We start from the raw sequence: 24,514 nt of genomic DNA, 5'->3' as shown, positions 1-24,514 counted from the left end.
AGCCTTCCCAACGCCCGTATAAATGCTCTATACGCGCGGACATGACAAAGACGCCTCTTTCCCGCATCCGCAACTTCTCCATCGTCGCCCATATCGACCATGGAAAGTCCACGCTCGCCGACCGTCTGATCCAGATGACCGGGTCTCTTGAAGACCGCGAGATGAAGGACCAGATCCTCGACGCGATGGATATCGAGCGCGAGCGCGGCATCACCATCAAGGCCAACACGGTGCGCCTTGAATATGATGCGAAGGATGGCGAGCACTATGTGCTGAACCTCATCGATACGCCCGGCCATGTCGACTTCGCCTATGAAGTCTCGCGTTCGCTGGCCGCCTGCGAAGGCTCGCTGCTCGTCGTCGACGCCAGCCAAGGCGTGGAGGCGCAGACGCTCGCCAATGTCTATCAGGCGCTCGACAACGATCATGAGATCGTGCCCGTCCTGAACAAGGTTGACCTGCCGGCAGCCGAGCCCGACCGCATCCGCGAACAGATCGAGGATGTTATCGGCCTCGATGCCTCCGACGCGCTGATGATTTCCGCCAAGACCGGTCTGGGCATCGAGGATGTGCTGGAAGCCATCGTCACGCGCCTGCCCGCGCCGAAGGAAGGCGAAAGTGCCGAGCCCCTGAAGGCCATGCTGGTCGACAGCTGGTACGACGCCTATCTCGGCGTCATCGTTCTGGTTCGCATCATTGATGGCGAGCTGAAAAAGGGCCAGACCATCCGCATGATGGGCACCGGCGCCAAATATCAGGTCGACCGCGTCGGCGTCATCACGCCCAAGATGGTCATGGTCGAAAGCCTCGGCCCCGGCGAGATCGGCTTCATCACCGCTTCCATCAAGGAAGTGGCCGACACCCGCGTCGGCGACACCATCACCGAGGACAAGCGCCCCACCGCATATGCGCTGCCGGGCTTCAAGCCCGCCCAGCCGGTGGTGTTCTGTGGCCTCTTCCCCGTCAATGCGGATGATTTCGAGGATCTGCGCGCCGCGGTCGGCAAGCTGCGCCTCAACGATGCCTCCTTCTCCTATGAGATGGAAACCTCCGCCGCCCTCGGCTTCGGCTTCCGCTGCGGCTTCCTGGGCCTTCTGCATCTGGAGATCATCCAGGAGCGCCTCTCGCGCGAATTCGATCTCGACCTGATCGCAACCGCGCCGTCGGTCGTCTACAAGATGAACCTGACCAGCGGCGAGCAGATCGAGCTGCACAATCCGGCAGACATGCCCGATGTGATGAAGATCGCCTCGATCGAGGAGCCGTGGATACGCGCCACCATCCTCACGCCCGACGAGCATCTGGGCGCCATCCTCAAGCTTTGTCAGGAGCGCCGTGGCATCCAGGCCGATCTTTCCTATGCCGGCTCGCGCGCCATGCTGGTCTACGACCTGCCGTTGAACGAAGTCGTCTTCGACTTCTACGACAAGCTAAAGTCCATCTCGCGCGGCTATGCCAGCTTCGACTACCAGATCACCGACTATCGCGAGGGTGATCTGGTCAAGATGTCGATCCTCGTCAATGCCGAGCCGGTCGACGCGCTCTCCATGCTCGTTCACCGCTCACAGGCCGACCGCCGCGGCAGAACGCTTTGCGAAAAGCTGAAGGAACTCATCCCTCAGCACCTCTTCAAGATCCCCATCCAGGCCGCTATCGGCGGCAAGGTCATAGCCCGCGAAACCATTTCCGCCCTGCGCAAGGACGTGACCGCCAAGTGCTACGGCGGCGACGTCACCCGCAAGCGCAAGCTGCTCGAAAAGCAGAAAGAAGGCAAAAAGCGCATGCGCCAGTTCGGCAAGGTGGAGATCCCGCAGGAAGCCTTCATCCAGGCGCTCAAGATGGGCGATTGAGGGGTAAAAAAACGCTGTGCTTGATTGTTAACAAAAAAGGAACCACCAGCAGTTGAAATTGTTGTTGACATGAGTGATATGATGCCGAATCAGGTGGGGTAACGGAGGTTGGCATGACACTGGCTGCGTTAGCTGGTCTGGTCACTTGTATGATTGGACTAATATTTGGGCTGTTGCTGGTACGAGTGTCGATTCTTCTAGGCGTGGCCAAGAAAGATGACGTTCTCGCGGCAAGGTCGCATTCCGGCAGTTCGTTTCGTGCTATCGCAAAAGGCGACGTGAATGCATATAGGAGCGGCAAGCGCGACTATGCAGTAGCTGCAGGTATCGCCATTGATCGGCGCACGGGGAAACTTCTGCCTCAAGGCCGCGTTTCTGACGAGTTAATCGAACCGCTTCTTTGATGTGTACTCAATTCAAAGGGTGGATACCGAATGTAATAGGTCGGCTATCTTTTTCCTTATCTGGTATCTCGTCCTTCCCGTCTCGTGTAGTTTACAAATCGCATCTCCGCTCAGGTGGCCGGAATTTTGCAGGATTTCAGAAGCGCAATCTATCTGACACGACTATCCCTCTTATCAGTAGGTGCACGTACCTAAAATCGATGTTCGACAGGTACGTCCTCCAGAAGGAGGGTGATTTCTACTTTTTCTGCCTGATGGAGAGGTTGGCGGAAGAAGATGAGATGCGTGGGAGTATTGCAGTTTTTGATCGTGCTCACCGAAAGGTGGTCAAGAAATGGCTTCGCGAGAAGATGGAGACATTTGATGCTGACGCACCTTGGCCTGCTCTACGAGAGCATTTTTCCCTAGTCTTTCAGCGTTATTCGATACTAACTCTAAACTTTACCTTAAAAAGAACAGGCGAAGTCAGTATTGGTGTTGAGAATGTAAAAAATGAATTTTATGCAACCAAAAATGGTGAAGACATAGATCATATACTGGCCTCGCAAGGATATTTTTTCCTACGAGATCTTTTTCATACTCATAAGTTCCATTCACCAACAACTGATACCATAATAGACGTATACAGAGATCGCGAAGATTGGAAACGCGAAGTAAATTATGCATTGGCGAGGAAGGTGATAGCCTTGCGTCGCCAAAATACAGTTAGGTCGATTAGAAAAGCGATCGGCGTTCTGAGCTATCTAGAGGCTTTTAGGAAGCACTTGCTCGATGAGCAACAGAGGAAAGACGTTTATTTCGCGATCCCCACCACAAGAAAATCGCTTGAGGCGGCGTTGCCGATCGTAGAAATAAAAGAAGAAAATTCAGTAAGAAAAAAATTAGAAAGCTTCGCAGGATATTCCCAAAAAGTACTTGCATTACTATTTTTATATTTCGGCTTATTTCGAGATGGTGTGAGTCCGTCTGAGGATTGGCTGTGGGCTAAGGCAGTTATCAGTGCTGTGCAGAATGATTTGCTGATCTCCTTGGCTATTTTGGGGTTTGTGTCACTGGTTATACAGATAATGGCAAACATTAGTATACCTGAACGAGAGGATTTTCAGGCATCACTGGTGCGTCTCAGCTTGGCTTTTCAGGAAAAGAAAGCTTCAGCTGTTATGTTTGTAGTAGGAATGACCATAAGTCTGCTATGTATAATAGGTATTGGAATACTTTTCCAAAAAATAACTAGCGTTCCAGTTTGATATTGTTGAGTGACTTAAGTGTCGTCCCGACCCAAGGATCCATGCCGGAACAGCAAGGATAAATCCCGACCGCCCCAGCACGCACTCCATCTCCCCCTCCACCACCCTTCATCCCCGCAAAGCCCTGAAACCCATGGCCAAACCATGAAATGACGGCGCTGATGAAGGTCCTCCCTATTCGCTATTCACTACTCACTATTCACTCATTCCATCCCCACCATCGCCACCCGCACTACACTCCAGCTATCGCCCTCGCGGGAACCCGGATGCGCACCGGGCAGTCGGGGAGGGCGGCGGCAGCCTCCCCTTCGGGTTCGGTACCCGAAGCATGTGAGGGCCCGCGACAGGTCGGCGGCCGGTAGCATCGGGTGACAGACGATGCGAAAGCTGCGGAGAAGCCGCGAAGGCAACGCCTGCCTGGCAAAGACCACCTGAAGAAGGTGCAGCCGGGATCAGCGGGCGGTGCCGGAGTGACCGACCGACGGTGGGACAGCGGCCGGACGGGCGGCCTCAGGGTCGCACATACAAAATTCAGACTGGCGTCACTGTGGCCGCCCGTCTTCCCGGTTCTTTGACAATAACCAGACGCGGTTTCGCGGGCGTGGTGATGATTGGGTGTGGGTTGTTGAGAGTGCGGTGCCAGGAACACCCCCCTCTGCCTTGCCAGGCATCTCCCCCTCAAGGGGGGAGATTGGAATGCGGGTATGCCGCCGCATCTTCTGATAGCCGGGCGAGACATCATGCCAGCCAATCTCCCCCCTTGAGGGGGAGATGTCCGGCAGGACAGAGGGGGGTGCGAAGGGGCGCGGCATATCCACTCCCTGACAACCATCACCGTCATCCCGGAAGCCGCTAGGCTATCCGGGACCCATTGGCAGACGACCGCAGAGCACGGCCCGGCCCTCGCGCCCCGCCGGCCAGCGCCGACGGCCCCTTCTGCGAAAACCGGCCGCGCTAACCCAACAATTCCCGCTCTCGCTGCGCTCGGCCGGAATGACGGAGAGGTGGCGCCACGATTCCCTATTCACCACCCAGTACCCACTACCGACTCCCCTAATACCCCGCCTCGCGGTCAACCAGGTTCCGCAGCGGTTCGCCACGCTCGAAGGCGTCCATCTGCTCCAGCATCAGAGGCGCAAGATGGGCGGGGTCGGAACTGGCGGCGGCGTGGGGGGTGATGAAGACGCGCGGATGTGACCAGAGGGGGCTTTGGGGATCAAGCGGCTCGGCCTCGAAGACGTCCAGGCTTGCTTCCTTCAGAACGCCGTCCTCCAGCGCGCGCAGGATGTCGGCCTCGTTTTGAAGCTGGCCGCGACCGGCATTGATGAGGGCCGGGCCGCCAAGCGGGCCGTCCTTGCGCAGCCGGTTCAACAGATCGTAATTCACGATGCCGCGCGTGGCGGGGGTGAGCGGCAGGAGCACGACGAGAATGTCGGTGCGCGCAAGAAAGGGCGTCAGCCCATCCTCCCCGTGGAAGGTCGCGACACCCTCCACCTGCTTCTGCGTCCGGCTCCAGCCATTGACGGAAAAGCCCAGTGCCAGAAGCGCATTCGCAGCCGCGCGGCCAAGCTCTCCAAGGCCCATGATACCGACATTGACCTCGCCAGCCGGCGGCTGCGGCGGCTCATGCCAGACGCGTTCATGCTGCTGGCTGCGATAAGTGGCACCCATGCGGTGATGATCGAGCACCCGCCAGGCCACATATTCGCGCATATATTGGGTGAGATTGTCGGCCACCACGCGCACGATCGGCACGTCAGGCAGGTCGGGATCGGTCAGGATGTGATCGACACCGGCACCGAGCGAAAAGATGGCCTTCAGGTTCGGCAGCTTCTTGAGAACGCCATGTGGCTGCTTCCACACCACTGCGTAATCGATATTTGGATCCGCCTCGCCATCGGGTTCCAGAACCACCTCGCGGTCCGCTGACAGTAGATCATACCAGCGTTTCGGGTGCATGCTGGTCATGGAGAGGAGCACGCGGCCCTTGGCTTCGCTCATGATCGGCCTCGTTGGTTGGAAAGCTAGTCGGCGACGACACCGCCCGGCACGGCCTCGATATCGAAGGCGGCTGCCATCAGGGCGCGGGTGTAATCGGTCTTGGGGTGATTGAAGATCTGCTCGGCAGGCCCGGCCTCAACCACCTTTCCGGCGCGCATGACGATCACCTCATTGGCGAGCGCCTTAACCACCTTCAGGTCGTGGCTGATGAAGAGATAGGCCAGATTGTGCCTCTTCTGCAGATCGCGCAGAAGATCGACCACCTGCGCCTGCACGCTCATGTCGAGCGCGGAGGTCGGCTCGTCCAGCATCACGAAGCGGGGCTTCAGCACCATGGCGCGGGCAATGGCGATGCGCTGGCGCTGGCCGCCGGAAAACTCATGCGGATAGCGGAAGCGTGTTTCGGGCTTAAGGCCCACTTCCTGAAGCACATCCACCACCACCCGGTCGCGTTCGGTGGCGGAAAGGCCCGGCTCGTGGATCTTCAGCCCCTCCTGGATGATCTCGGCCACCGACATGCGCGGGCTGAGACTGCCATAGGGATCCTGAAAGACGATCTGCATCTCGCGCCGCAAGGGCCGCATCTCGCGGAAGGAGCGGGTGTCGATATTCTCGCCGCGATAGCGGATTTCGCCTTTGGACGAGATCATGCGCGACAGCGCCAGACCAAGCGTTGTCTTGCCCGAGCCGGATTCGCCGACCACGCCCAGCGTCTGCCCGGCGCGCACGGTAATGTCGACGCCATCGACACCCTTCACATGGTCCACCGTACGGCGCAGGAACCCCTTCTTGACCGGGAACCAGACCTTGACATCATCGCCCTTGATCACGGTCTCGGCGGAGGTGTCGAGCGCAGGCGGCTCGCCCTTGGGCTCGGCTGCAAGAAGGTGGCGGGTATAGGCGTGCTGCGGGTTCTCGAATATGTCCTTCGTGGGGCCGCTTTCAACTATTTTGCCGCCCGTCATCACGCAGACACGGTCGGCAACCTTGCGCACGATCCCCAGATCATGGGTGATGAACAGCATGGACATGCCGTTCTCCTTGCGCAGCCGCGCAAGCAGCTCCAGAATCTGCGCCTGCACCGTTACATCAAGCGCCGTGGTCGGCTCGTCGGCAATCAGCAGGTTAGGCTCGTTCGCGAGCGCCATGGCGATCATCACGCGCTGGCGCTGTCCGCCGGAAAGCTGATGCGGATAGGAGGATAGCCGCTTTTCCGGATCGCGGATGCCGACCTGGTTCATGAGCTCCAGCGTGCGCGCACGGGCGGCATTCTCTCCCATGCCGCGGTGCAGCTTCAATACCTCACCGATCTGCTTCTCGATCGTGTGCAGCGGGTTGAGCGAAGTCATCGGCTCCTGAAAGATCATGGAGATCTCGTTGCCGCGCGCCTTTCGCAATTCGTCATCCGAAGCGGAAAGCAGGTCCTTGCCGCCATAGATGATCCGGCCTGTCGGATGGCTCGCCGCGGGATAGGGCAGAAGCTTCAGGACCGACAGCGCGGTAACGGATTTGCCCGACCCGGATTCGCCCACGAGCGCCACTGTCTCGCCCTTGGCGATGTCGAAGGAAACCCGGTCCACCGCCAAGGTCTCCTGCGGCCCTTGGGTGAAGGCGACGGAAAGATCGCGAATGTAGAGGAGGGGAGTTTCTGACACGGCACCACTCATTTGAACGTCTTCCGTGGGTCGAAGGCGTCGCGGACGGCTTCGCCGATGAAGATCAGCAGCGAGAGCATGATGGACAGGCTCAGGAAGCCGGTGATGCCGAGCCAGGGGGCGTTCAGGTTGCGCTGACCCTGACGCAGGAGTTCACCAAGCGAAGGCGAGCCGGGCGGCAGGCCGAAGCCCAGGAAGTCGAGAGAGGTCAGCGTGGTGATCGAGCCATTCAGGATGAAGGGCAGGAAGGTGAGTGTGGCCACCATCGCATTGGGCAGGAGATGACGGAACATGATGGTGCGGTTGGGAACACCCAGCGCCCGCGCCGCACTCACATATTCGAAATTGCGCGCCCGCAGAAACTCTGCGCGCACCACGCCGACAAAGGCGACCCACGAGAAGAGCAGCATGATGCCAAGCAGGATGAAGAAACCTGGCGGCAGGACGGCAGCAATGATGAGGATGAGGTAAAGGACCGGGATGGAGGACCAGATTTCGATGAAACGCTGGAAGAGAAGATCGGTCCAGCCGCCGAAATAGCCCTGTACCGCGCCCGCCGTCACGCCGATGACGGCAGAGGCGGCCGTCAGGATCAGGCCGAACAGGACGGAGATGCGGAAGCCATAGATGACACGAGCTAGAACGTCGCGTGCCTGGTCGTCCGTGCCGAGCCAGTTCCAGTTGCCCATCGTACAGCGCTGGTCTTCCAAACCCTCGGAATAGCGCTGGCAGCGGGTTTCCTCGTCATAGAGCCAGGACGGCTTGGCAGGGGCCGCTTCGGGGATCTCCGAATTGACTGTGCGATAGGAATAGCGGATCGGCGGCCAGATCATCCAGCCATTGGCCTTGATCTCCTCCTGGATGAAGGGGTCGCGGTAATCGGTGACAGCCAGAAAGCCGCCAAACTTCTCTTCCGGATAGTCGACAAGTGCGGGAACGAGGATCTCGCCCTTGTAGGAGGCAAGCACCGGCTTGTCGTTTGCGATGAATTCCGCGAAAAGCGACAGCACGAAGAGGATAAGGAAGATCCAGAGCGACCAGTAGCCGCGCCGGTTTGCCTTGAAGCTTTCCCAGCGGCGCTTGTTGATTGGCGAAAGCCAGCCGCGTTGTGCCTGATCGCGAACCTTTTCGACTTCTGCCTCGACTTGAAATTCCGACATCACACATCCCTCCGGTCGAAGTCGATGCGTGGGTCAATCAGCGTATAGGTGAGGTCGGAAATCAGGCTGACGACGAGGCCGATCAGCGAGAAGATGTAGAGATTGGCAAAGACCACCGGATAGTCGCGGTCAATCACCGAGCGGAAGCCCAGAAGCCCCAGACCATCAAGCGAGAAGATGCTTTCGATCAGAAGCGAGCCGGTGAAGAAGGCCGAGATGAAGGCGCCTGGAAAGCCCGCAATGATGATGAGCATCGCATTGCGGAAAACGTGACCATAAAGCACCTGGCTTTCCGACAGACCCTTGGCGCGTGCCGTGATGACATATTGCTTGCGGATTTCGTCCAGGAACGAGTTCTTGGTCAGAAGCGTCGTGGTGGCAAAGGCCGAGAGCACCATGGCCGTCAGCGGCAGGGCCAGGTGCCAGAAATAGTCAAGGATGCGCGCCGGCCAGGAAAGGCTTTCCCAATTCTCCGAGGTCAGGCCGCGCAGCGGGAACCAGTCGAAAAACGACCCGCCGGCAAAAAGCACCATCAAAAGGATGGCAAAGAGAAAGCCGGGAATGGCATAGGCGACAATGACGATGCCACTCGTCCACACATCGAATGCCGAGCCGTCCTTGACCGCCTTGCGAATGCCAAGCGGAATGGAGATGAGGTATGAGATGAGCGTGATCCATAGGCCGAGCGAGATCGATACCGGCATCTTTTCCAGGATCAGGTCCACCACCGAAATGTCGCGGAAATAGCTCTCGCCGAAATCGAAGCGCGCATAGTTCCACAGCATCATGAAGAAGCGCTCATGAGCTGGCTTGTCAAATCCGAACTGCTTTTCCAGCGAGGCGATGAACTCGGGATCAAGCCCCTGCGCCCCACGATACTTGCTGGAGCCGCCGCCGCCGGAGGCCTCGAATTCCTGTCCGGCACCAAAGTCGCTGCCACCGCCTGAAATACGCGAATCCGCCCCTCCTGCCTGGCCGGTCACTTGCGCGATGACCTGCTCGACAGGCCCGCCCGGCGCAAACTGCACCACGATGAAAGATATGGTCATGATGCCGATCAGGGTCGGGATCATGAGGAGGAGGCGGCGGAGAATATAGGCGCCCATCAGCAATATGCTCCGTCAGGTTCTGCTGCAGTTGAGAGAGGAGTGACGCTGTCAGGCCTTGCCAATCGCACGTGCCTTTTCCTCGTCGTACCACCAGAGCATTTCCACGGGGAAGAAATAGTCAGGCTTTTGCTCCTTGAAACCGTAGATGTCCCAATAGGCCAGGCGGTGATTCGCCGAGTGGAACTGCATGATCCAGTCGTGCCGCGCGCGAACCACCCGGTCAAGAGCGCGCAGCGCAATGACCAGATCGGCGCGCGTTTGCGCCTGGCCCGCAATATCAATCAGCGAATCCACAGCTTCACTGCGCGTGCCCGGCAGGTTGCGGGTGCCGTCGGTTGCTGCACTTTGGGAATGAAAGAGCTGCTTGAGGCCATCAACGGCCGGGGTGCCACCAAGCGACTGGCGCAGACCTGCCATATCGAAATCGAAGCTGGCAATGCGGGCCTGATACTGTGAAGCGTCCAGCAGGCGAATGGAGGCATCGATGCCAATGCGCCGCATATTCTCGATGAAGGGCGTTTCCACGCGAACGAAAACCTCGTCCCGCACGATATATTCAAGCGTCAGCGGCTCACCATTCGCGTTTCGGCGCACTGTGCCGTCCGTCTTCCAGCCGGCTTCATCGAGAAGTGCCCCGGCACGCTGGAGATTGTTGCGGTCCCGCCCGGAGCCATCGCTCTCGGGTGGTTTCACAGCCTTGCCGAAAGCTTCCTCCGGGATTTGACCACGGAAGGGTTCGAGCAGTGCGAGCTCTTCCCGACTGGGCGTGCCTTCCGCCATGAAGTCCGATTTCTGAAAAGGCGACTCGCTGCGCTCATAGATGCCGTAGAAGAAATTGCGGTTCGTCCAGACGAAGTCGTAGCAGAGGCTGACTGCCTGGCGCACACGCATGTCCTGAAACCGCTCCCTTCGCTGGTTCAAGGCCCAGGCCTGCATGTCCGGCCGCTTCTCGCCGGGAACTTCATTCTTGACCACGCGCCCATCATTGATGGCCGGAAAATCGTAGCCGGTTGCCCAGACCTTGGAGGTGAACTCCTCGCGCCATTCCACATCGCCCTTCTTGAACGCCTCGAAACCGGCATTGCGGTCACGGAAGAAGTCGATGCGGATCTGATCGAAGTGATAGAGGCCGCGGTTGACGGGCAGATCGGCTGCCCAATAGTCGGCCACGCGGTCATAGATTATGAAAGTGCCCGCATCGTACCGCCCGACCTTGTACGGACCGGAGCCAAGCGGCGCATTGAGCTGCGAACTGTCGAAGGGATGCTCGCTGTAAAACGCCTTTGAAAGGATAGGATAGGTCACCAAATCGAGTATCGCTCGATCGTTTTGGGAGCCATCGAAGGTGAGCCGGAACGCGTGATCTCCTTCCGCCACAGCTTCCTCCAACACTCCAAGCGGCAGGCGCAGCTGTGGATGGCCCTTCTCCTTCAGAAGATCATAGGTGAACGCAAGGTCCTGGGCGGTGAGGGGGGAGTCGTCGTGAAAACGAGCCTCCGGCCGCAGCTTGAAATGGTAGCTGTTGCGGTCGGGCGAAATGGTAACGCTCTCGGCCACCAGCCCGTAAAGCGCATCCGGCTCGTCATAAGCGCGCACCATCAGGCTGTCGAAACACAGCTCCATGCGCGGCGGCGCATCGCCACCAAGGACAAAGCTGTTGAGCGTGTTGAAGGTGAGCGTGGACTGATTGAAGAACCAGTAGGAAGGCTGGAAGCGGAACATGCCACCCTTTGGCGCCTCGGGGGCTGCATATTCGAAATGGGTAAAGCCCGGCTGGTACTTCAGTTCCCCGAAAGCAGAAAGGCCGAACAGCGCCTTGTCTGTTGGCAGTTGGGCGAGCGCTGGTGCTGACAGGAATGTCGAAGCCACCGCCGCTCCGCAACCGGAGAGGAAATGGCGACGGTTTAGCTCGAAACGGTCACTCATCCGCCGATCTCCTCAAACTCATTGCTGGCTGCGATATTTTTCGGCGAGTGCCGCTTCCTTTTCCTCGTCGATCCACCAGCTGTCCAGGTCCACGCCGGCATATTCGGGCTGCTCCTCGGGGATGCCGAACTTGTTCCAGTAGGCTGTCCAGATCACCGGCCGGTGATATTGCGGTACCATGAAGTAGTTCCACAGAAGCACACGGTCGAGCGCACGCGTGGTTGCCACCAGTTCTTCGCGGTCGGTAGCGAAAATGACCTTGTCGATCAGCGCATCAACCACCTCGTCCTGGATGCCGCCGAGATTGCGCGAGCCGGATATGGAGGCGGCTTCCGAACCCCAATATTCGCGCTGCTCGTTTCCGGGAGAAAGCGTCTGACCGAAAATGCCGGTGACGACATCGAAATTGAACTCGTTGCGCCGATTGATGTATTGCGAAACGTCCACGATGCGCAGGCTGGCGTCGATGCCGATCTTGCGCAGCGACTGGATGAAGCCTCCCGCGATGATTTCATCGGTCGGACCGCGACCCAGAAACTCCATGGTGAAGGGTTCGCCCGTTTTCTCATTCATCATCTTGCCGTCGCGGATGACCCAGCCGGCCTCGCGAAACAGCTGCACCGCTTCACGCAGATATTGGCGCTCGGCCTGCGGGCCATCATAGACCGGCAGTTTGTATTCTTCGGTGAATAGCTCCGGCGGAAGCTGGTCCTTGAACTCTTGAAGGATCTCCATCTCGCGCCCTTCGGGAAGCCCTGTGGCTGCGAGCTCCGAGCCGTGGAAGAAGCTGGTCGTGCGCGTGTTCTGGCCGAAGAACTGCGTGCGGTTCATCTCCTCGAAATTGTAAACGAGTGTGAGCGCGCGGCGGACGCGGCGATCCTGAAACCGCTCCTTTCGCAGATTGAGCACATAGGCCTGCATCGGCTGTACGCCGCCATCGTCAAAGACCTGCTTGATGATGTCGCCCTCGTTCACCGCCGGAAAATCGTAACCGGTGACCCAGCGGCGCGAGGAGTTCTCGATCTGAATGTCTTCCAGTCCGCCTTTCTGGAAGGCAAGCCAGGCCGCATTGGCGTCGGTGAAATAGGTGTAGACGCGGCGGTCGAAATTGTTACGGCCGATATTCACCGCAAGGTCTTCGCCCCAATAATCCTCAACGCGCTCCCAGGTGATGCGCACACCGGGATCGAAACTTTCAATCCGGTAGGGTCCGCTACCAAGCGGTGGCTCCAGCGTTGGCTGTTTCACGTCGCGCTGACTGCCATCCTTGTCGGTGCCTTCCCACCAGTGTTTCGGCAGAACGGGAAGGTCGCCCATGATATGGGGCAGTTCCTTGTTGCCGGTCTGATCAAAGATGAACTTCACTTCGTGATCCGAGATGATCTCAGCCCGTTCCACATTCGCGAAATAGCGATTGTGCATGGGGCTGATCTCCTTGAGCATTTCGAGGGACCAGGAGACATCATCGGCCGTGACCGGCTCCCCGTCATGCCAGCGAGCCTCCGGGTTGAGGCGATAGGTCGCCGAAGAATAATCTTCCGGATATTTGAACGCCTCGGCAATCAGCGGGTGGCTGGTGCTCGGCTCTTCGAGAGACTGCTGCATGAGCGTCTCCCACAGCAGCCCGCCGAAGGTCGTCAAGCCTGCAGCAGATGTGCCGCGGACCACGAATGGATTGAAGCTGTCGAACGTGCCCGTGACCGACGAATTCAGCGTGCCGCCCTTTGGCGCATCAGGATTCACATAGGAGTAGCGGTCGAACGGCTCTCGCTCCGCATCCGGGTCGATGAGAGAACTGGATGTCAGCCACTCCTCTTCGTTTTGCGCCTGCACGGTGCCTGTCACAAGTCCAAGGGACAGAAAGCCGCCCAAAATCGGGGCCGCTAGTGCAGGCAGGGAAAGCAGACGCATGGCACTCCTCCATTTGCTGTTCAGCAATGGAAGGTAGTCGAAACTGACATGATGGCAAACGCTTGGCAGAAAAAAGAAAACCCGGCGCTTGTGGCCGGGTTTTCGAAGGCTGGATCTTCCAGAGGCCTACTGAGCGGGCTGCTCTTCGGTTTCTGCAGCCGGTGCTTCTTCCGCGCCAGCATCAGCATCTGGTTCGGCTTCGGCCTCGGCGGGGGCTGCTTCTGCTGGAGCAGCTTCTGCCTCGGCAGGAGCTTCCTCTGCCGCTGCGTCGACACCTTCAGCTGGTGCAGCTTCTTCTGCAGGAGTTGCCTCGCCTTCATCCGTGGCAGCGGCTTCACCTTCGGCTGGAGCTTCGCCCTCTGCAGGTGCAGCCTCTTCCTCGGCGGCTGCTTCCGGCTCGGGAAGCGGCGCGGGGCTTGCTGACTGCTCACGCAGATAGGCAATCAGATTGGCGCGGTCGTCGATCTTCTTCAGGCCGGCAAATGCCATCGCAGTGCCGGGAACCAGGCCCTTGGGGCTGAGAAGGAAAGCGTCGAGATTGTCGTAATCCCAGACCACTTCACCACCCTGCGCATATTCCTGCAACGCTGCGGAATATGCGAAGCCTTCATGCGAAGCGACCGGACGGTTCACGATGTCATAGAGGTTCGGACCAACCTTGTTGGCGCCGCCCTCTTCAACCGTGTGACAAGCCTGGCAGCGCTTGAAGATGCCTTCACCCGCGCCGGCATCGGCAGAAGCCAGAAGCGGCAGTACGGATTCTTCCGCCGGCTCGTCGCCGCCACCACCTTCGGCCTGCTCAGGCACCTCGATGGCATAGCCCGGCGTTTCGGGCGCATGCGCCGCGAAAAACGTGTCGGACAGTATGCTGACGGAGAAGATTACGAAAACGACGGCGAGAAAGCCGCCGATGATCTTGTTGAGTTCAAACGAGTCCATTCGCCCTGAGGCTCCCTTTTCCGGACGCCGCGGCGAGGCGACATGCCCTCATGCCACTCTCGTGTCCCCCGCGTTCGGCCCGTTGCCGGTAAAATCGCGCGGAAACTAGGTCTTTTGCTCTGATGTTGCAACACATATAAGACTGTTTCCAACTGAGACCTTTTGCCACTTTCCACACAGTCATAATCTTTATGTCCAATATCATATTGATCCCGGCCCGCATGGCCTCCACCCGCCTGCCGGGAAAACCCATGGCCGACATTGCTGGCAAGCCCATGATTGCGCAGGTGGTTGCCCGCGCGCTGGAGGCTGATTGCGGGCGCGTGGCGGTTGCCACGGACACGGCTGAAATCGCCGAGGCAGCCCGGTTGGAAGGCGCGGAAGCCTTTGTCACGGAAGGCCGGCACGAATCCGGATCCGACCGGATTTTCGAAGCCTTGCAGGTGCTCGATCCCGACGCGACGGTGACAACCGCGATCAATCTGCAGGGTGATCTGCCGACGATTCCCGCAGCGGATATCCGTGCCTGCCTTGCGCCCTTGCACGATGAAGAAGTGGACATCGCCACCCTTGGCGTCGAGATCACCGACCGCAACGAGATCGAAAACCCGAATGTGGTGAAGATCATCGGGTCGCGGGTCGGGCAAGACCGGCTGCGCGCTCTGTATTTCACCCGCGCCGCCGCACCCTGGGGCGAGGGACCGGCCTATCATCATGTCGGCATCTATGCCTATCGGCGCGCCGCGCTTGAGCGTTTCGTCTCGCTCAAGCCGTCGCCGCTGGAAACGCGCGAGAAGCTGGAGCAGCTTCGCGCGCTGGAGGCGGGCATGCGTATCGACGTTTCCATCGTGAACTCGCTTCCGCTCGGCGTGGATACGCCGGATGATCTGGAGCGGGCGCGCGAAATCTTGAGTGGCAGGGGCTGAGCATGACGGCGAAGAAGAAGACGAACCGCATTTCCTTCCAGGGTGAACCTGGCGCCAATTCCGACACGGCCTGCCGCAACATGTTCCCTGACATGGAGCCGCTGCCCTGCGCCACGTTCGAGGATGCGTTCAACGCGGTGGAAAGTGGCAAGGCCGACCTTGCGATGATCCCCATCGAGAACACGCTGGCTGGTCGCGTTGCCGACATTCACTATTTGCTTCCGCATTCCAGGCTTCACATTGTCGGTGAATATTACCTGCCCATCCACTTCCAGCTCATGGTTCTGCCGGGCGTCGACATGTCCGAGATCAAGGAAGTGCACAGCCATATCCATGCGCTCGGCCAGTGCCGCAAGATCATTCGCAAGAACCGCTGGAAGCCAATGGTGGCTGGCGACACGGCCGGCGCTGCGAAGCTGGTGGCCGAGGAGAATATCCGCACCAATGCCGCACTGGCGCCGCGCCTGGCGGCCGATCTCTACGGTCTCGATATCGTGGCGGAAAATGTCGAGGATTCGGAAAACAACGTCACGCGCTTCGTCGTCCTCTCCAAGGAGAAGAAGTGGGCCGAAAGGAAGAGTGCCGACCAGCTCATGGTCACCACCTTCATCTTCCGTGTGCGCAACCTGCCGGCCGCGCTCTACAAGGCGATGGGCGGCTTTGCCACGAATGGCGTGAACATGACCAAGCTGGAAAGCTACCAGCTGGGGGGAAAGTTGTTCTCATCACTCTTTTATGCCGATGTGGAAGGGCACCCAGACGACCGCAATGTCGCTCTGGCACTGGAAGAATTGCGCTTCTTCTCCCGGGAAGTGCGCATTCTGGGCGTCTATGAAGGTCGGGACTTCCGCAATTCGCAGAGTGAGGACGACGAGCAGGAATAGTTCAGCCGCGCGCCCATTGCTCCACGATGAAATGGGCAATGGCGCCGGGTGGCGGAAGCTTCAGACCGTGAGGATGGCGGTGTTCGAGCATCAGCAGCACTTCCTCGCGCGAAAACCAGCGGCAGTCCTCGAGTTCGGCGGTATCCGGGTCCACATCCTCGCTGATCGCCTCTCCGATGCAGCCGATCATCAGCGAATAGGGGAAGGGCCAGGGCTGGCTCGCCAGATATTCGACTGCACCGAGGCGGATGCCGGATTCCTCGAAAGTCTCGCGCCGCACGGCCGATTCGATTGTTTCCCCCGGCTCGATGAAGCCGGCAAGGCAGGAATACATCCCCTCCGCAAAATGCGGGCTGCGCCCGAGAATGCAGCGGTCTTGCTGTGCCGCCAGCATGATGGCGACAGGGTCGGTGCGGGGAAAATGCTCGCGATCACAAGCTTCGCAATGCCGGCGATAACCGCCTGTGCGCGATGAGGTTTCGCTGCCACAACGGCCGCAAAAACGATGATTGTCGTTCCAGGCAAGCAATGATGCCCCCTGTGCGACCGCGCCCAGAACAGCAGCATCGACCAGCCCCTCAACGAAGAGTGCGCGAAACGGCACCGCAGTAAAATCTGCCGGCGGCTGTTCCCGGTCTAAGCCAGCCGTTGCGGCGACCACCGGGCCAGCCGGGTCGTTTCCAAGGAAAATGGCCTGTTCCAGGTCAACCGCCAGCCCTTGCGCATCTTCCAGCGTGAGCCATGCAGCATCGCCTGCGCTGGACTGCTTCATGAAGAGATGGCCGCCACTCATCACGAGCACCCTCACACGAGGATCGGCAAGTGCTGAAGGCAGGCTTTCCTCATTGCGCGATTCGGACTGCGGATCGATGAGATTGCCCGTGAAGGCGAGTTTCAGGGACGCCTTCGGCGCATTCACATCCTGCCGGTGATCCAAGGTTAAACTCCGTCCTGCTTGAAGCGGAAGGTAGATCAGAGGCGCAAAGGCGCGGCAAGTGTCACAAACTCTCGCGGATGGCGCCAATCAGCTTCTGACGATCGGCCTCATCATAAGGTTCAGCCTTGCCATGGCCCCAGATTGGGCCGGGCCAGCCCGGGTCCCCTTCATTGCGAGCCACCACATGCACATGAAGCTGGCGCACGACATTGCCAAGTGCGCCGCTGTTGATCTTGGTACAGCCGGTGATCTTTTTGAGCAGCTGCGCCACCTTTGCGGTTTCACGTGCGAGCGCAAGTTGGTCACCTTCTCTCAGATCATGAATTTCGACCGCATCTGCGACCATCGGCACGAGTATGAGCCATGGCCAGCGGCTGTCATTCGCAAGGCGCAGCTCGCACAGGTCCAGCCTTGAGACGGGGTGACTGTCGCGGGCGAGCCGGTCGTCCAGCTGAAATGCGGTTGTTTCGCCCATGTCGATTGTCCCCCGGTGATTGCGATGATCTGGCAGAGATCAGCTTTCCTGCCCTTTATGCGATCTCTCCCGCAATCGCTCAATGAGCCACAGCGTGGACATCGCCAGGATGACAAGAAGCAGCCCCGAATAAAGCAACCACACCCCCAGGCGGAGCGAGGCCTGTTGCACCTCGCCGAGCAGCGCGTCGGGATCGGCCCTTGGCGGAGCAGGGGAAGTGAGGTCGAAGTGAATGTCGGCCGTGCCGAACAGAAGCATGGCTATGGGTATCAGCCACAAGAAGCGCGAAATTCCTTCACGCGTGATGATCTGCCAGGCGGCCGTGGAAAATGCGAGGCCGATCACCAGTCCTCCCACAGCGAGAAACATGATGTTGCCGGGCGTGCTTGTGTGGATGTCGGGGCAGAATGCTGGGTGCACAGGCTCTATAACACTCCTGTCGGGATGCTCCGTCGAAAAAATCCGGAGCAAATTCGATGAACATCAGCCTGGGTGCGGGAAATGCTGGTTCGCACCGGGCAGGCCCATGATGGGTTCGTTTATGTGGCGAAATATGGGCATGATGTCGCAAGCGACATTGCGTCTCGCGATCACAGCCCCTTGCAATCCGTTCGTGAATTGACGATATGGGGCTCGGGAGGTTGGTGGTGGACGAGCCACTCGCCAACCGGGTCAGGTCCGGAAGGAAGCAGCCCTAACGAGCCTCGGCACGGGTCACCGTGCCAGCCTCCCACCTTCCATTTCGCTTGAGGTTCGTCTTGACGTGTTCGCGCACGACAGGGACACTGTGAGCGGCAAGAAGCGGCGAAGCCTTTTCGTCGATCACGGGAGCGCGCATTTTTCATGGCTGACGCCGGTCAGAGCGAACAGGGCAAGACTGCCGCCTACCGGGTGCTGGCGCGCAAATACCGACCGCAGGATTTCTCCACGCTTATCGGCCAGGAGCCGATGGTGCGAACGCTCACCAATGCGTTCTCCACCGGCCGCATCGCGCAGGCATGGATGCTGACGGGTGTGCGCGGTGTGGGCAAGACAACGACGGCCCGCATCCTCGCCCGTGCCCTCAACTACAAGACCGATACGATCGACCAGCCAAGCATCGATCTCACCGTTCCCGGCGAGCATTGCGAAGCCATCATGGAAGGCCGCCATGTCGACGTGGTCGAGATGGATGCTGCCTCGCATACGGGCATCGATGATATTCGCGAGATCATCGACCAGGTGCGCTACGCGCCGGTTTCTGCGCGCTACAAGGTCTATATCATCGATGAGGTCCACATGCTCTCCACGCAGGCCTTCAACGGCTTGCTGAAGACGCTTGAGGAGCCGCCGCCGCATGTGAAATTCATCTTCGCCACCACCGAAATCCGCAAGGTTCCGATCACGGTTCTCTCACGCTGTCAGCGTTTCGACCTGCGCCGGGTGGATGCCGCCCTTCTGACCGAGCATCTAAAGGGTATTTCGGACAAGGAAGGTGTGAGTGTCGAGGATGAGGCGCTGGCGATGGTGGCACGCGCGGCCGAGGGCTCGGTGCGCGATTCGCTTTCCATACTAGATCAGGCGATTGCTCATTCCTCCGGCGCGGTGACAGCTGTAACCGTACGCGACATGCTGGGCCTGGCCGACCGCGCCCGCGTGATCGATCTGTTCGAGCATCTGATGAAGGGCGACGTGGCTGCGGCACTCGGAGAGTTCCGCAACCAGTATGACGCCGGTGCCGATCCGGCGACGGTGCTGACCGATCTGGCGGAGTTCAACCATCTCGTCACGCGCATCCGCTTCGTGCCGGAAGCGGCCAATGACGCCTCGCTTTCGCCTGACGAGCGCACGCGCGGGCTGGAGTTTTCGCAAGGCCTGTCGGTACGCGTTCTCTCGCGCGCCTGGCAGATGCTGGTGAAGGGTATCCAGGAAGTCCAACATTCCAACCGACCGGTCGCGGCGGCCGAAATGGTGCTGATAAGGCTCGCTCACGCCGCCAATCTGCCAACGCTCGATGAGGCGTTGAAGCAGATCGAGAACCAGCCGGCAGGCGGCGCACCAGCTCCGCGGTTGAACGGCAATGGCAGCGGTGCCCATACAGGTAATGGCGGTGCGCAGGCCGTGGCGAGCCAGAACTATCAGGCCACCACGAGCGACGGGCGCACCATGCGCCTTGTGCAGGACGAGCAGGCGCCGCAGTTTCACACGGCACCGCAGGCTGAGCCGGAGCCGCAACCAGATGCGGTTCCGCTGAAATCGCTGGCCGACATTGCCAACCTCGCCGACAAGCACCGGGACATGGCCTTCAAGGTGCAGTTCAAGCGGTGCGTGCGACTGGTCTCGATCGAGCCGGGCAAGCTTGAGGTCAATCTGACCGAGGATGCGCCAAAAACGCTTCTGGGTGATCTCACCAACCGGTTGAAGGACTGGACCGGCCGGCGCTGGATCGTGACCTTGTCGCGCGAGGAGGGTAGCGATACGCTCTTCGATCAGGAGGCAAGCAGGCGCGAATCCGTCATTGCCGATGCCAAGGCCGATCCGACCGTCGCTGCGATCCTGAAAAGCTTTCCCGGTGCAAAGGTGCTGGATGTGCGCATCCCCGATGCCACCGATGATGATGTTGAAGCCGAAACGGCGATCGAGGACGAAGTGCCTGTCGATCCCGACGAGGCCGATGAAGACTGAACTCAAGCAGGACTGGAGATAAGCCATGCGCGACCTGATGGGTCTTATGAGCAAGGCGAAGGAAATGCAGGCCAAGTTTCAGGCCATGCAGGAAGAAATCGCCCAGATGGAAGGCGAAGGCCAGGCGGCCGGCGGTTCGGTGAAGGTAACGCTTTCCGGCAAGTTCGAGATGAAGAAGCTGGAAATTGATCCGTCCCTCTTCAAGGAAGACGATGTCGAGATCCTCGAAGACCTGATCCTCGCCGCGCATAACGACGCCAAGGCCAAGGTCGAGGCAGCCATGCAGGAAAAGACACAGGAAATGACGGCAGGACTGCCGATCCCTCCGGGGATGAAGTTGCCGTTCTGAGGAGAACTAGTAGGTAGTTGGTAGTAAGTAGTGGGTAGCGGCGTCTCGCGTTTCACTACCGACTACTCACTACCGACTGCTTACTGACTCATGCCAAAACCCACCGCCGGTCCCGAAATCGAAAGACTGATCCAGCTTCTGGCCAAGGTGCCGGGGCTTGGGCCGCGTTCGGCCAGGCGGGCAGCGCTTCATCTGATCAAGAAGAAGGAGCAGCTCTTCTTTCCGCTTTCTGCCGCAATGGCGGAAGCGGCGGAGAAGGTGAAGGTCTGCACGCGCTGCGGCAATGTCGATACCAGTGATCCATGCACCATCTGCACCGATCCGCGGCGTGAGGATGCGACGCTGATCGTTGTGGAGGACGTGTCTGACCTCTGGGCGCTCGAGCGGGCTTCGGCCATGAATGTGCGCTACCACGTGCTCGGCGGCACGCTTTCACCGCTCGATGGCGTGGGCCCCGATGATTTGAACATACGCAGCCTTGTCTCCCGCGTGGCAGAAGGTGGTGTTTCCGAGATCATTCTTGCCGTGAATGCCACGGTCGAGGGCCAGACGACGGCGCATTACATCACCGACCAGCTCTCTGATTTTGAAGTAAAGGTGACGCGCCTGGCTCACGGCGTTCCCGTTGGCGGCGAACTGGACTATCTTGACGAGGGAACGCTGGCCGCAGCCTTGAAATCACGCACGGCCTTCGACTGACAAAACGGGTGCCGGATGCTGAAAAACTTGCCTGGCCTGTCCTTCAGGACAGGGCTTCTCGCCTTCATTGCTGTTCTTGCCGCCATCGCTCCGGCGAAGGCTTCGCTCGAAGACCAGTATCGCCAGTGGCTGGCCAATGATCTGTGGCCGGCTGCGCGCGCGCAAGGCGTGTCGCAGGCGACCTTCAATGCGGCATTTGCGGGCACGCGGCTGAAGCTTGACCTGCCCGATCTGGAGATCCCCGGCAAGCAGGCGCCGGTGGACGGCAAACAGCACCAGGCGGAGTTTCGCGCGCCTTCCGCCTATTTTCAGCATATTGGCGGTGTCGTTTCCGGTGGACGCAGCATGGCCTCGCGCCATGCGTCAACTCTGGCCGCCATCGAGAAGCGCTACGGCGTGCCGCGCGGTATCGTTCTGGCCATCTGGGGACGCGAATCCGGCTTTGGGAACGCGAAGATCCCGCATGACGCTTTTGAGGTGCTGGGCACGAAAGCCTTCCTCTCGCGCCGCAAGGACATGTTCCGCGCGGAAGTACTGGCTGCACTGAAAATGGTGCAGCAATCCGGCATCAATCCGCGCCAGATGAAGTCGTCATGGGCAGGCGCGATGGGACAGCCGCAATTCATGCCGACTTCCTATCTCAAATTTGCCGCCGATGGCGATGGCGACGGGCGTGCCGATATCTGGAGCTCGCAAGCCGATACGCTGGCCTCCATCGCCAATTACCTGGCGGTGCATGGCTGGGTGCGCGGGCGTGACTGGGGTTTCGAAGTGGTGCTGCCGGACAATGTGTCCTGTGCTCTGGAAGGGCCCGATCGCGGAAGGACCATTCGCGAGTGGCAGTCTTTCGGCATCAACCGTGTCGGCGGCAAGGCCTTCCCCGCACATGAACTGAATGGCGAAGCCTTTCTGATGCTGCCTGCCGGCCGCTATGGCCCGGCCTTCCTCGTCACGCCGAACTTCTATCGCTTAAAGGACTATAATGAGAGCGATCTGTACGCTCTCTTTGTCGGTCATGCGGCCGACCGGATCATGTATGGCGACATCACCTTCCAGACGCCGTGGCGCAAGGTAGACGCCATGACGCGGGGACAGGTGGCAACCATGCAGCGCAGTCTGGAGGCACAGGGATTTGATGTTGGCGGAGCCGATGGCTTGGTGGGTTTCAAGACGCGGCGCTCAATCGGTGTCTGGCAGGAGCGTCAGGAAGTGTTAACCACCTGCTTTCCTGATCGTGAACTTCTGGGACGATTGCGCTAGTTTGGAACCTGCAAGCCCGCCGTTGGTTCGGCATTATCGGGCTTTTTCGGAGGGAATGAGCATTGTCACTGATCTCTAACACAATCAGGCTGTCGGTTCTTTCCGCAGCCGCATTCATCATCACAAGCTGTACGGTTGTGGTGGACGAGGGGCCGGTACGTCCGATGCCACCACGTCCGGATCGTCCGCAGATGTGCACCCAGCAATATGAGCCGGTCTGCGCTGTCCGTGGGGACCGTCAGCGCACTTTCGGAAATGCCTGCACCGCACGCGCTGAAGGCTGGCGTCCGATCCATCCCGGCGAGTGCCGCCGCCGTCCGCCTCAGTCGGAGCGGCCGGATCGTCTGAACCGCGTTTGCACCCGCGAATATGCACCGGTTTGCGCTCGTCGCGGCAACCGCATCCGTACCTTCGGCAATGCCTGTTCGGCACGCGCGCAGGACTTCCGCGTATTGCACCGGGGTGAATGCCGGTAAGCGCGTCCACGCGCTCGCATAAGGAAAGCAGGGCCGCGGCAACAGCTGCGGCCTTTTCATTTGCCGGGAAGTATCGGGATTAGTGCGTAAGGCTGGCGAGAGCCCAGGCGACAAGCGGAGAGCCCGAAAAAGCCATCAGGCCGCCAAGGCCGAGCGCGATGCCATAGGGCACGCCCACCGAACTGTCGGCGAAATGCCGCAGGAAGAGGTTGTTGCCTGCAATGACGCTGATGCCTGATTTGCGGAAGACGAGGATCGCCATCGTCAGTGCGCCGCCTGCAAGCGACGAATAGATCAGATATTCGGCAAGGGCTGGAGAGAAACCGAACCAAAGTCCGGTCGCCGCGATCAGTTTCGCATCACCGCCGCCCATGCCGCCGAGTGCGAAAAGTGCGAATGTGGTGGCCAGCAAGGCCGCAAAGGTCGCGAAATGCATCCCGTATTGCGCCCACTCCATACCGGTGAGCGGGGCCAGGATCGCAAAGGAAAGGATGAGGAAGGCCGAGACGCGATTGGCAATCGTCATGGAAAGCATGTCGCTGACAGCAGCGAATGCCATGCAGAATGGAAATATGACGAAAATCGCGGCTTGGAGCATGCTTCGAAAGCACCAATTTTTGAAACACACCAGCCGCGGCACACAGTGCGCGCGGCTGGCTCATCTTGTTGTGCTTAGTTGTTGCGACCTTCGAGTGCGGTCGTCACGTCGGTAAAGGTAGCTTCGATCTCGTCACCGAGAAGGCCGGCAGCCGTGATGATACCAACTGCGATCAGAGCGGCGATCAGGCCATATTCAATGGCGGTCGCGCCGGACTCGTCTTTCATGAAACGTGCGAAGAGCTTGGACATTTGAGAACTCCTAATCCAGGTTGTTTGAACAGCACTTCCGTCGAAGTTTCTTCTGTCTCGATCGGATGAGGCCAACCTACGCGGGAGCCCTTGCAACCGGCTTAACAAAACTGGTTACCGAACTCCTAATCGCGCAATGCCGCTTCCGTGGTTAACGAAGTGCCGGACAAGTCGGTAAAAACTTAGTAGTGGCGAATATGAGCTGGATGGGAAGGATCACGCCGGTTTAACTGCCGATTCACCATTCTCCCGCATCATGTCATTCGAGTTCTGATGCGCGGCTTCAAGGTCGTGCGGCTGGCATTGGCGGGAGTGGCCACGAATGTTGAAGACTGTTCTATATATAAAGAGTGCGGCCGTTGCCGCTCTTCTGGTTGTCTCTGCCGGTTCGGCTCTGGCCAATGGCATAGGGGTGACCATGCATCAGGCGAAGATCGTCAAGCTCGCCCGCGCAGCCGACACCGTCATCATCGGCAACCCTGAAATAGCCGATGCGACCGTTCAGGATGCGAACACGATCGTGCTAACCGGTCGGGGCTTTGGTGTCACCAACATGGTGGTTCTCGACGAAAATGGGCAACCCATTGTCGACGAGCAGGTGACGGTTTCGCGCCAGGCGGCCAATTCCGTGCGCGTTTTCCGTCGCTCGGACATACAGACCCTCTCCTGCACGCCCTACTGCGAGGGTGCGTTCAAGACCGAGGCCGAACGGGCGTCGGAAGCGGAGTTCGGCGGCAACTGATGCACCTGCCGCGTGGGTAAGCATAAACTTGCGTTATTCCTTAAAATTGGA

The 24,514-nt window shown here is 59.4% G+C and carries 23 protein-coding genes and 1 other RNA gene; 12 read left to right on the top strand and 12 right to left on the bottom strand.

Annotation, left to right across the window (positions count from 1 at the left end; translation table 11 throughout):
* Nucleotides 1-41 precede the first annotated feature (41 nt).
* The 3 genes from lepA to EL18_RS11710 all read left to right on the top strand — a co-directional run bounded on the left by lepA (nt 42) and on the right by EL18_RS11710 (nt 3,501).
* The gene (lepA, locus tag EL18_RS11720; protein ID WP_036483219.1) at nt 42-1,850 is read left to right on the top strand and encodes a translation elongation factor 4; all 1,809 of its coding nucleotides are present in this window, start codon (nt 42-44) and stop codon (nt 1,848-1,850) included.
* A 113-nt stretch (nt 1,851-1,963) separates the two neighbouring features.
* Nucleotides 1,964-2,254: a hypothetical protein gene (locus tag EL18_RS11715; RefSeq protein WP_036483216.1), complete on the top strand. Its 291-nt coding sequence runs from the start codon at nt 1,964-1,966 to the stop codon at nt 2,252-2,254.
* A gap of 263 nt (nt 2,255-2,517) precedes the next feature.
* Nucleotides 2,518-3,501 (top strand): hypothetical protein, encoded by a 984-nt coding sequence (locus tag EL18_RS11710; protein WP_152553000.1) that lies wholly within the window; start codon nt 2,518-2,520, stop codon nt 3,499-3,501.
* 1,053 nt (nt 3,502-4,554) lie between these two features.
* Here the strand turns inward: EL18_RS11710 and EL18_RS11705 are convergent.
* The 7 genes from EL18_RS11705 to EL18_RS11675 all read right to left on the bottom strand — a co-directional run bounded on the left by EL18_RS11705 (nt 4,555) and on the right by EL18_RS11675 (nt 14,202).
* Nucleotides 4,555-5,502: a 2-hydroxyacid dehydrogenase gene (locus EL18_RS11705; RefSeq protein ID WP_036483210.1), complete on the bottom strand. Its 948-nt coding sequence runs from the start codon at nt 5,500-5,502 to the stop codon at nt 4,555-4,557.
* Nucleotides 5,503-5,525: 23 nt separating this feature from the next.
* Nucleotides 5,526-7,169 carry an ABC transporter ATP-binding protein gene (locus tag EL18_RS11700; protein WP_425277141.1) on the bottom strand — a complete coding sequence of 548 codons (1,644 nt, stop codon included), beginning with the start codon at nt 7,167-7,169 and terminating at the stop codon, nt 5,526-5,528.
* Nucleotides 7,166-8,317 carry an ABC transporter permease gene (locus EL18_RS11695; protein WP_036483206.1) on the bottom strand — a complete coding sequence of 384 codons (1,152 nt, stop codon included), beginning with the start codon at nt 8,315-8,317 and terminating at the stop codon, nt 7,166-7,168. Before EL18_RS11695 ends, EL18_RS11700 begins: the two co-directional genes overlap by 4 nt.
* Complete coding sequence (locus EL18_RS11690; RefSeq protein WP_036483203.1) at nt 8,317-9,423, bottom strand: microcin C ABC transporter permease YejB; 1,107 nt, start codon at nt 9,421-9,423, stop codon at nt 8,317-8,319. The genes EL18_RS11695 and EL18_RS11690 overlap by 1 nt, the downstream gene beginning before the upstream one ends.
* A gap of 51 nt (nt 9,424-9,474) precedes the next feature.
* On the bottom strand, nt 9,475-11,352 hold the full coding sequence (locus EL18_RS11685) for an extracellular solute-binding protein (RefSeq protein WP_036483201.1): 1,878 nt from the start codon (nt 11,350-11,352) through the stop codon (nt 9,475-9,477).
* Between the two features lie 18 nt (nt 11,353-11,370).
* Entirely contained in the window at nt 11,371-13,263 is a 1,893-nt protein-coding gene (locus EL18_RS11680) for an extracellular solute-binding protein (RefSeq protein WP_051914073.1), read from the bottom strand.
* 126 nt (nt 13,264-13,389) lie between these two features.
* A complete protein-coding gene (locus EL18_RS11675) occupies nt 13,390-14,202 on the bottom strand; it encodes a c-type cytochrome (protein WP_036483198.1) in 813 nt (270 codons plus the stop codon).
* Between the two features lie 191 nt (nt 14,203-14,393).
* Here EL18_RS11675 and EL18_RS11670 point away from each other — a divergent pair, with 191 nt between their 5' ends.
* The gene (locus EL18_RS11670) at nt 14,394-15,128 is read left to right on the top strand and encodes a 3-deoxy-manno-octulosonate cytidylyltransferase (protein WP_036483196.1); all 735 of its coding nucleotides are present in this window, start codon (nt 14,394-14,396) and stop codon (nt 15,126-15,128) included.
* Between the two features lie 2 nt (nt 15,129-15,130).
* Nucleotides 15,131-16,012 carry a prephenate dehydratase gene (locus EL18_RS11665; RefSeq protein WP_036483193.1) on the top strand — a complete coding sequence of 294 codons (882 nt, stop codon included), beginning with the start codon at nt 15,131-15,133 and terminating at the stop codon, nt 16,010-16,012.
* 1 nt (nt 16,013) lies between these two features.
* Here the strand turns inward: EL18_RS11665 and nudC are convergent, their stop codons facing one another.
* The 3 genes from nudC to EL18_RS11650 all read right to left on the bottom strand — a co-directional run bounded on the left by nudC (nt 16,014) and on the right by EL18_RS11650 (nt 17,844).
* Complete coding sequence (gene nudC / locus EL18_RS11660) at nt 16,014-16,949, bottom strand: NAD(+) diphosphatase (protein WP_036483191.1); 936 nt, start codon at nt 16,947-16,949, stop codon at nt 16,014-16,016.
* Between the two features lie 61 nt (nt 16,950-17,010).
* Nucleotides 17,011-17,424, bottom strand: coding sequence for an HIT domain-containing protein (locus tag EL18_RS11655; protein WP_036483189.1), 414 nt, complete (start codon nt 17,422-17,424; stop codon nt 17,011-17,013).
* Between the two features lie 39 nt (nt 17,425-17,463).
* Nucleotides 17,464-17,844, bottom strand: a complete 381-nt coding sequence (locus EL18_RS11650; RefSeq protein WP_036483185.1) for a hypothetical protein — start codon at nt 17,842-17,844, stop codon at nt 17,464-17,466.
* A 216-nt stretch (nt 17,845-18,060) separates the two neighbouring features.
* On the opposite strand from EL18_RS11650, the gene ffs reads away from it, so the two are divergent.
* The 6 genes from ffs (at nt 18,061) to EL18_RS11625 (ending at nt 22,872) form a co-directional block, all read left to right on the top strand.
* Nucleotides 18,061-18,158, top strand: an RNA gene (ffs, locus tag EL18_RS17610) — signal recognition particle sRNA small type.
* Nucleotides 18,159-18,267: 109 nt separating this feature from the next.
* On the top strand, nt 18,268-20,088 hold the full coding sequence (locus tag EL18_RS11645; protein WP_036483182.1) for a DNA polymerase III subunit gamma/tau: 1,821 nt from the start codon (nt 18,268-18,270) through the stop codon (nt 20,086-20,088).
* Between the two features lie 25 nt (nt 20,089-20,113).
* A complete protein-coding gene (locus tag EL18_RS17830; protein ID WP_036483179.1) occupies nt 20,114-20,437 on the top strand; it encodes a YbaB/EbfC family nucleoid-associated protein in 324 nt (107 codons plus the stop codon).
* A 90-nt stretch (nt 20,438-20,527) separates the two neighbouring features.
* Nucleotides 20,528-21,136, top strand: coding sequence for a recombination mediator RecR (gene recR / locus EL18_RS17825; protein ID WP_036483176.1), 609 nt, complete (start codon nt 20,528-20,530; stop codon nt 21,134-21,136).
* A gap of 15 nt (nt 21,137-21,151) precedes the next feature.
* Nucleotides 21,152-22,396: a lytic murein transglycosylase gene (locus EL18_RS11630; RefSeq protein WP_036483175.1), complete on the top strand. Its 1,245-nt coding sequence runs from the start codon at nt 21,152-21,154 to the stop codon at nt 22,394-22,396.
* Between the two features lie 62 nt (nt 22,397-22,458).
* Nucleotides 22,459-22,872 carry a Kazal-type serine protease inhibitor domain-containing protein gene (locus EL18_RS11625; protein ID WP_051914071.1) on the top strand — a complete coding sequence of 138 codons (414 nt, stop codon included), beginning with the start codon at nt 22,459-22,461 and terminating at the stop codon, nt 22,870-22,872.
* A 79-nt stretch (nt 22,873-22,951) separates the two neighbouring features.
* Here the strand turns inward: EL18_RS11625 and EL18_RS11620 are convergent, their stop codons facing one another.
* Nucleotides 22,952-23,470 carry an A24 family peptidase gene (locus EL18_RS11620; protein WP_036483173.1) on the bottom strand — a complete coding sequence of 173 codons (519 nt, stop codon included), beginning with the start codon at nt 23,468-23,470 and terminating at the stop codon, nt 22,952-22,954.
* 74 nt (nt 23,471-23,544) lie between these two features.
* Nucleotides 23,545-23,721, bottom strand: coding sequence for a Flp family type IVb pilin (locus EL18_RS17600; RefSeq protein WP_081871167.1), 177 nt, complete (start codon nt 23,719-23,721; stop codon nt 23,545-23,547).
* Between the two features lie 322 nt (nt 23,722-24,043).
* On the opposite strand from EL18_RS17600, the gene EL18_RS11615 reads away from it, so the two are divergent.
* Nucleotides 24,044-24,463 carry a pilus assembly protein N-terminal domain-containing protein gene (locus tag EL18_RS11615; protein WP_036483171.1) on the top strand — a complete coding sequence of 140 codons (420 nt, stop codon included), beginning with the start codon at nt 24,044-24,046 and terminating at the stop codon, nt 24,461-24,463.
* Nucleotides 24,464-24,514: the final 51 nt, after the last annotated feature.

This window comes from Nitratireductor basaltis (assembly GCF_000733725.1).
In the GTDB taxonomy this organism is placed as follows: Bacteria; Pseudomonadota; Alphaproteobacteria; order Rhizobiales; family Rhizobiaceae; genus Chelativorans; species Chelativorans basaltis.
The sequence above is the reverse complement of the archived record's forward strand: the minus strand, read 5'-3'. Positions and strand labels throughout refer to the sequence as shown.

What these genes read in the sequence shown, in the direction of transcription:
- lepA (WP_036483219.1), top strand. Translation starts at nt 42, where the DNA reads ATGACAAAGACGCCTCTTTCCCGCATCCGCAACTTCTCCATCGTCGCC.
- EL18_RS11715 (WP_036483216.1), top strand. Translation starts at nt 1,964, where the DNA reads ATGACACTGGCTGCGTTAGCTGGTCTGGTCACTTGTATGATTGGACTA.
- EL18_RS11705 (WP_036483210.1), bottom strand. Translation starts at nt 5,502, where the DNA reads ATGAGCGAAGCCAAGGGCCGCGTGCTCCTCTCCATGACCAGCATGCAC.
- EL18_RS11700 (WP_425277141.1), bottom strand. Translation starts at nt 7,169, where the DNA reads ATGAGTGGTGCCGTGTCAGAAACTCCCCTCCTCTACATTCGCGATCTT.
- EL18_RS11695 (WP_036483206.1), bottom strand. Translation starts at nt 8,317, where the DNA reads ATGTCGGAATTTCAAGTCGAGGCAGAAGTCGAAAAGGTTCGCGATCAG.
- EL18_RS11690 (WP_036483203.1), bottom strand. Translation starts at nt 9,423, where the DNA reads ATGGGCGCCTATATTCTCCGCCGCCTCCTCCTCATGATCCCGACCCTG.
- EL18_RS11685 (WP_036483201.1), bottom strand. Translation starts at nt 11,352, where the DNA reads ATGAGTGACCGTTTCGAGCTAAACCGTCGCCATTTCCTCTCCGGTTGC.
- EL18_RS11680 (WP_051914073.1), bottom strand. Translation starts at nt 13,263, where the DNA reads ATGCGTCTGCTTTCCCTGCCTGCACTAGCGGCCCCGATTTTGGGCGGC.
- EL18_RS11675 (WP_036483198.1), bottom strand. Translation starts at nt 14,202, where the DNA reads ATGGACTCGTTTGAACTCAACAAGATCATCGGCGGCTTTCTCGCCGTC.
- EL18_RS11670 (WP_036483196.1), top strand. Translation starts at nt 14,394, where the DNA reads ATGTCCAATATCATATTGATCCCGGCCCGCATGGCCTCCACCCGCCTG.
- EL18_RS11665 (WP_036483193.1), top strand. Translation starts at nt 15,131, where the DNA reads ATGACGGCGAAGAAGAAGACGAACCGCATTTCCTTCCAGGGTGAACCT.
- EL18_RS11655 (WP_036483189.1), bottom strand. Translation starts at nt 17,424, where the DNA reads ATGGGCGAAACAACCGCATTTCAGCTGGACGACCGGCTCGCCCGCGAC.
- EL18_RS11645 (WP_036483182.1), top strand. Translation starts at nt 18,268, where the DNA reads ATGGCTGACGCCGGTCAGAGCGAACAGGGCAAGACTGCCGCCTACCGG.
- EL18_RS17830 (WP_036483179.1), top strand. Translation starts at nt 20,114, where the DNA reads ATGCGCGACCTGATGGGTCTTATGAGCAAGGCGAAGGAAATGCAGGCC.
- recR (WP_036483176.1), top strand. Translation starts at nt 20,528, where the DNA reads ATGCCAAAACCCACCGCCGGTCCCGAAATCGAAAGACTGATCCAGCTT.
- EL18_RS11630 (WP_036483175.1), top strand. Translation starts at nt 21,152, where the DNA reads ATGCTGAAAAACTTGCCTGGCCTGTCCTTCAGGACAGGGCTTCTCGCC.
- EL18_RS11620 (WP_036483173.1), bottom strand. Translation starts at nt 23,470, where the DNA reads ATGCTCCAAGCCGCGATTTTCGTCATATTTCCATTCTGCATGGCATTC.
- EL18_RS17600 (WP_081871167.1), bottom strand. Translation starts at nt 23,721, where the DNA reads ATGTCCAAGCTCTTCGCACGTTTCATGAAAGACGAGTCCGGCGCGACC.
- EL18_RS11615 (WP_036483171.1), top strand. Translation starts at nt 24,044, where the DNA reads ATGTTGAAGACTGTTCTATATATAAAGAGTGCGGCCGTTGCCGCTCTT.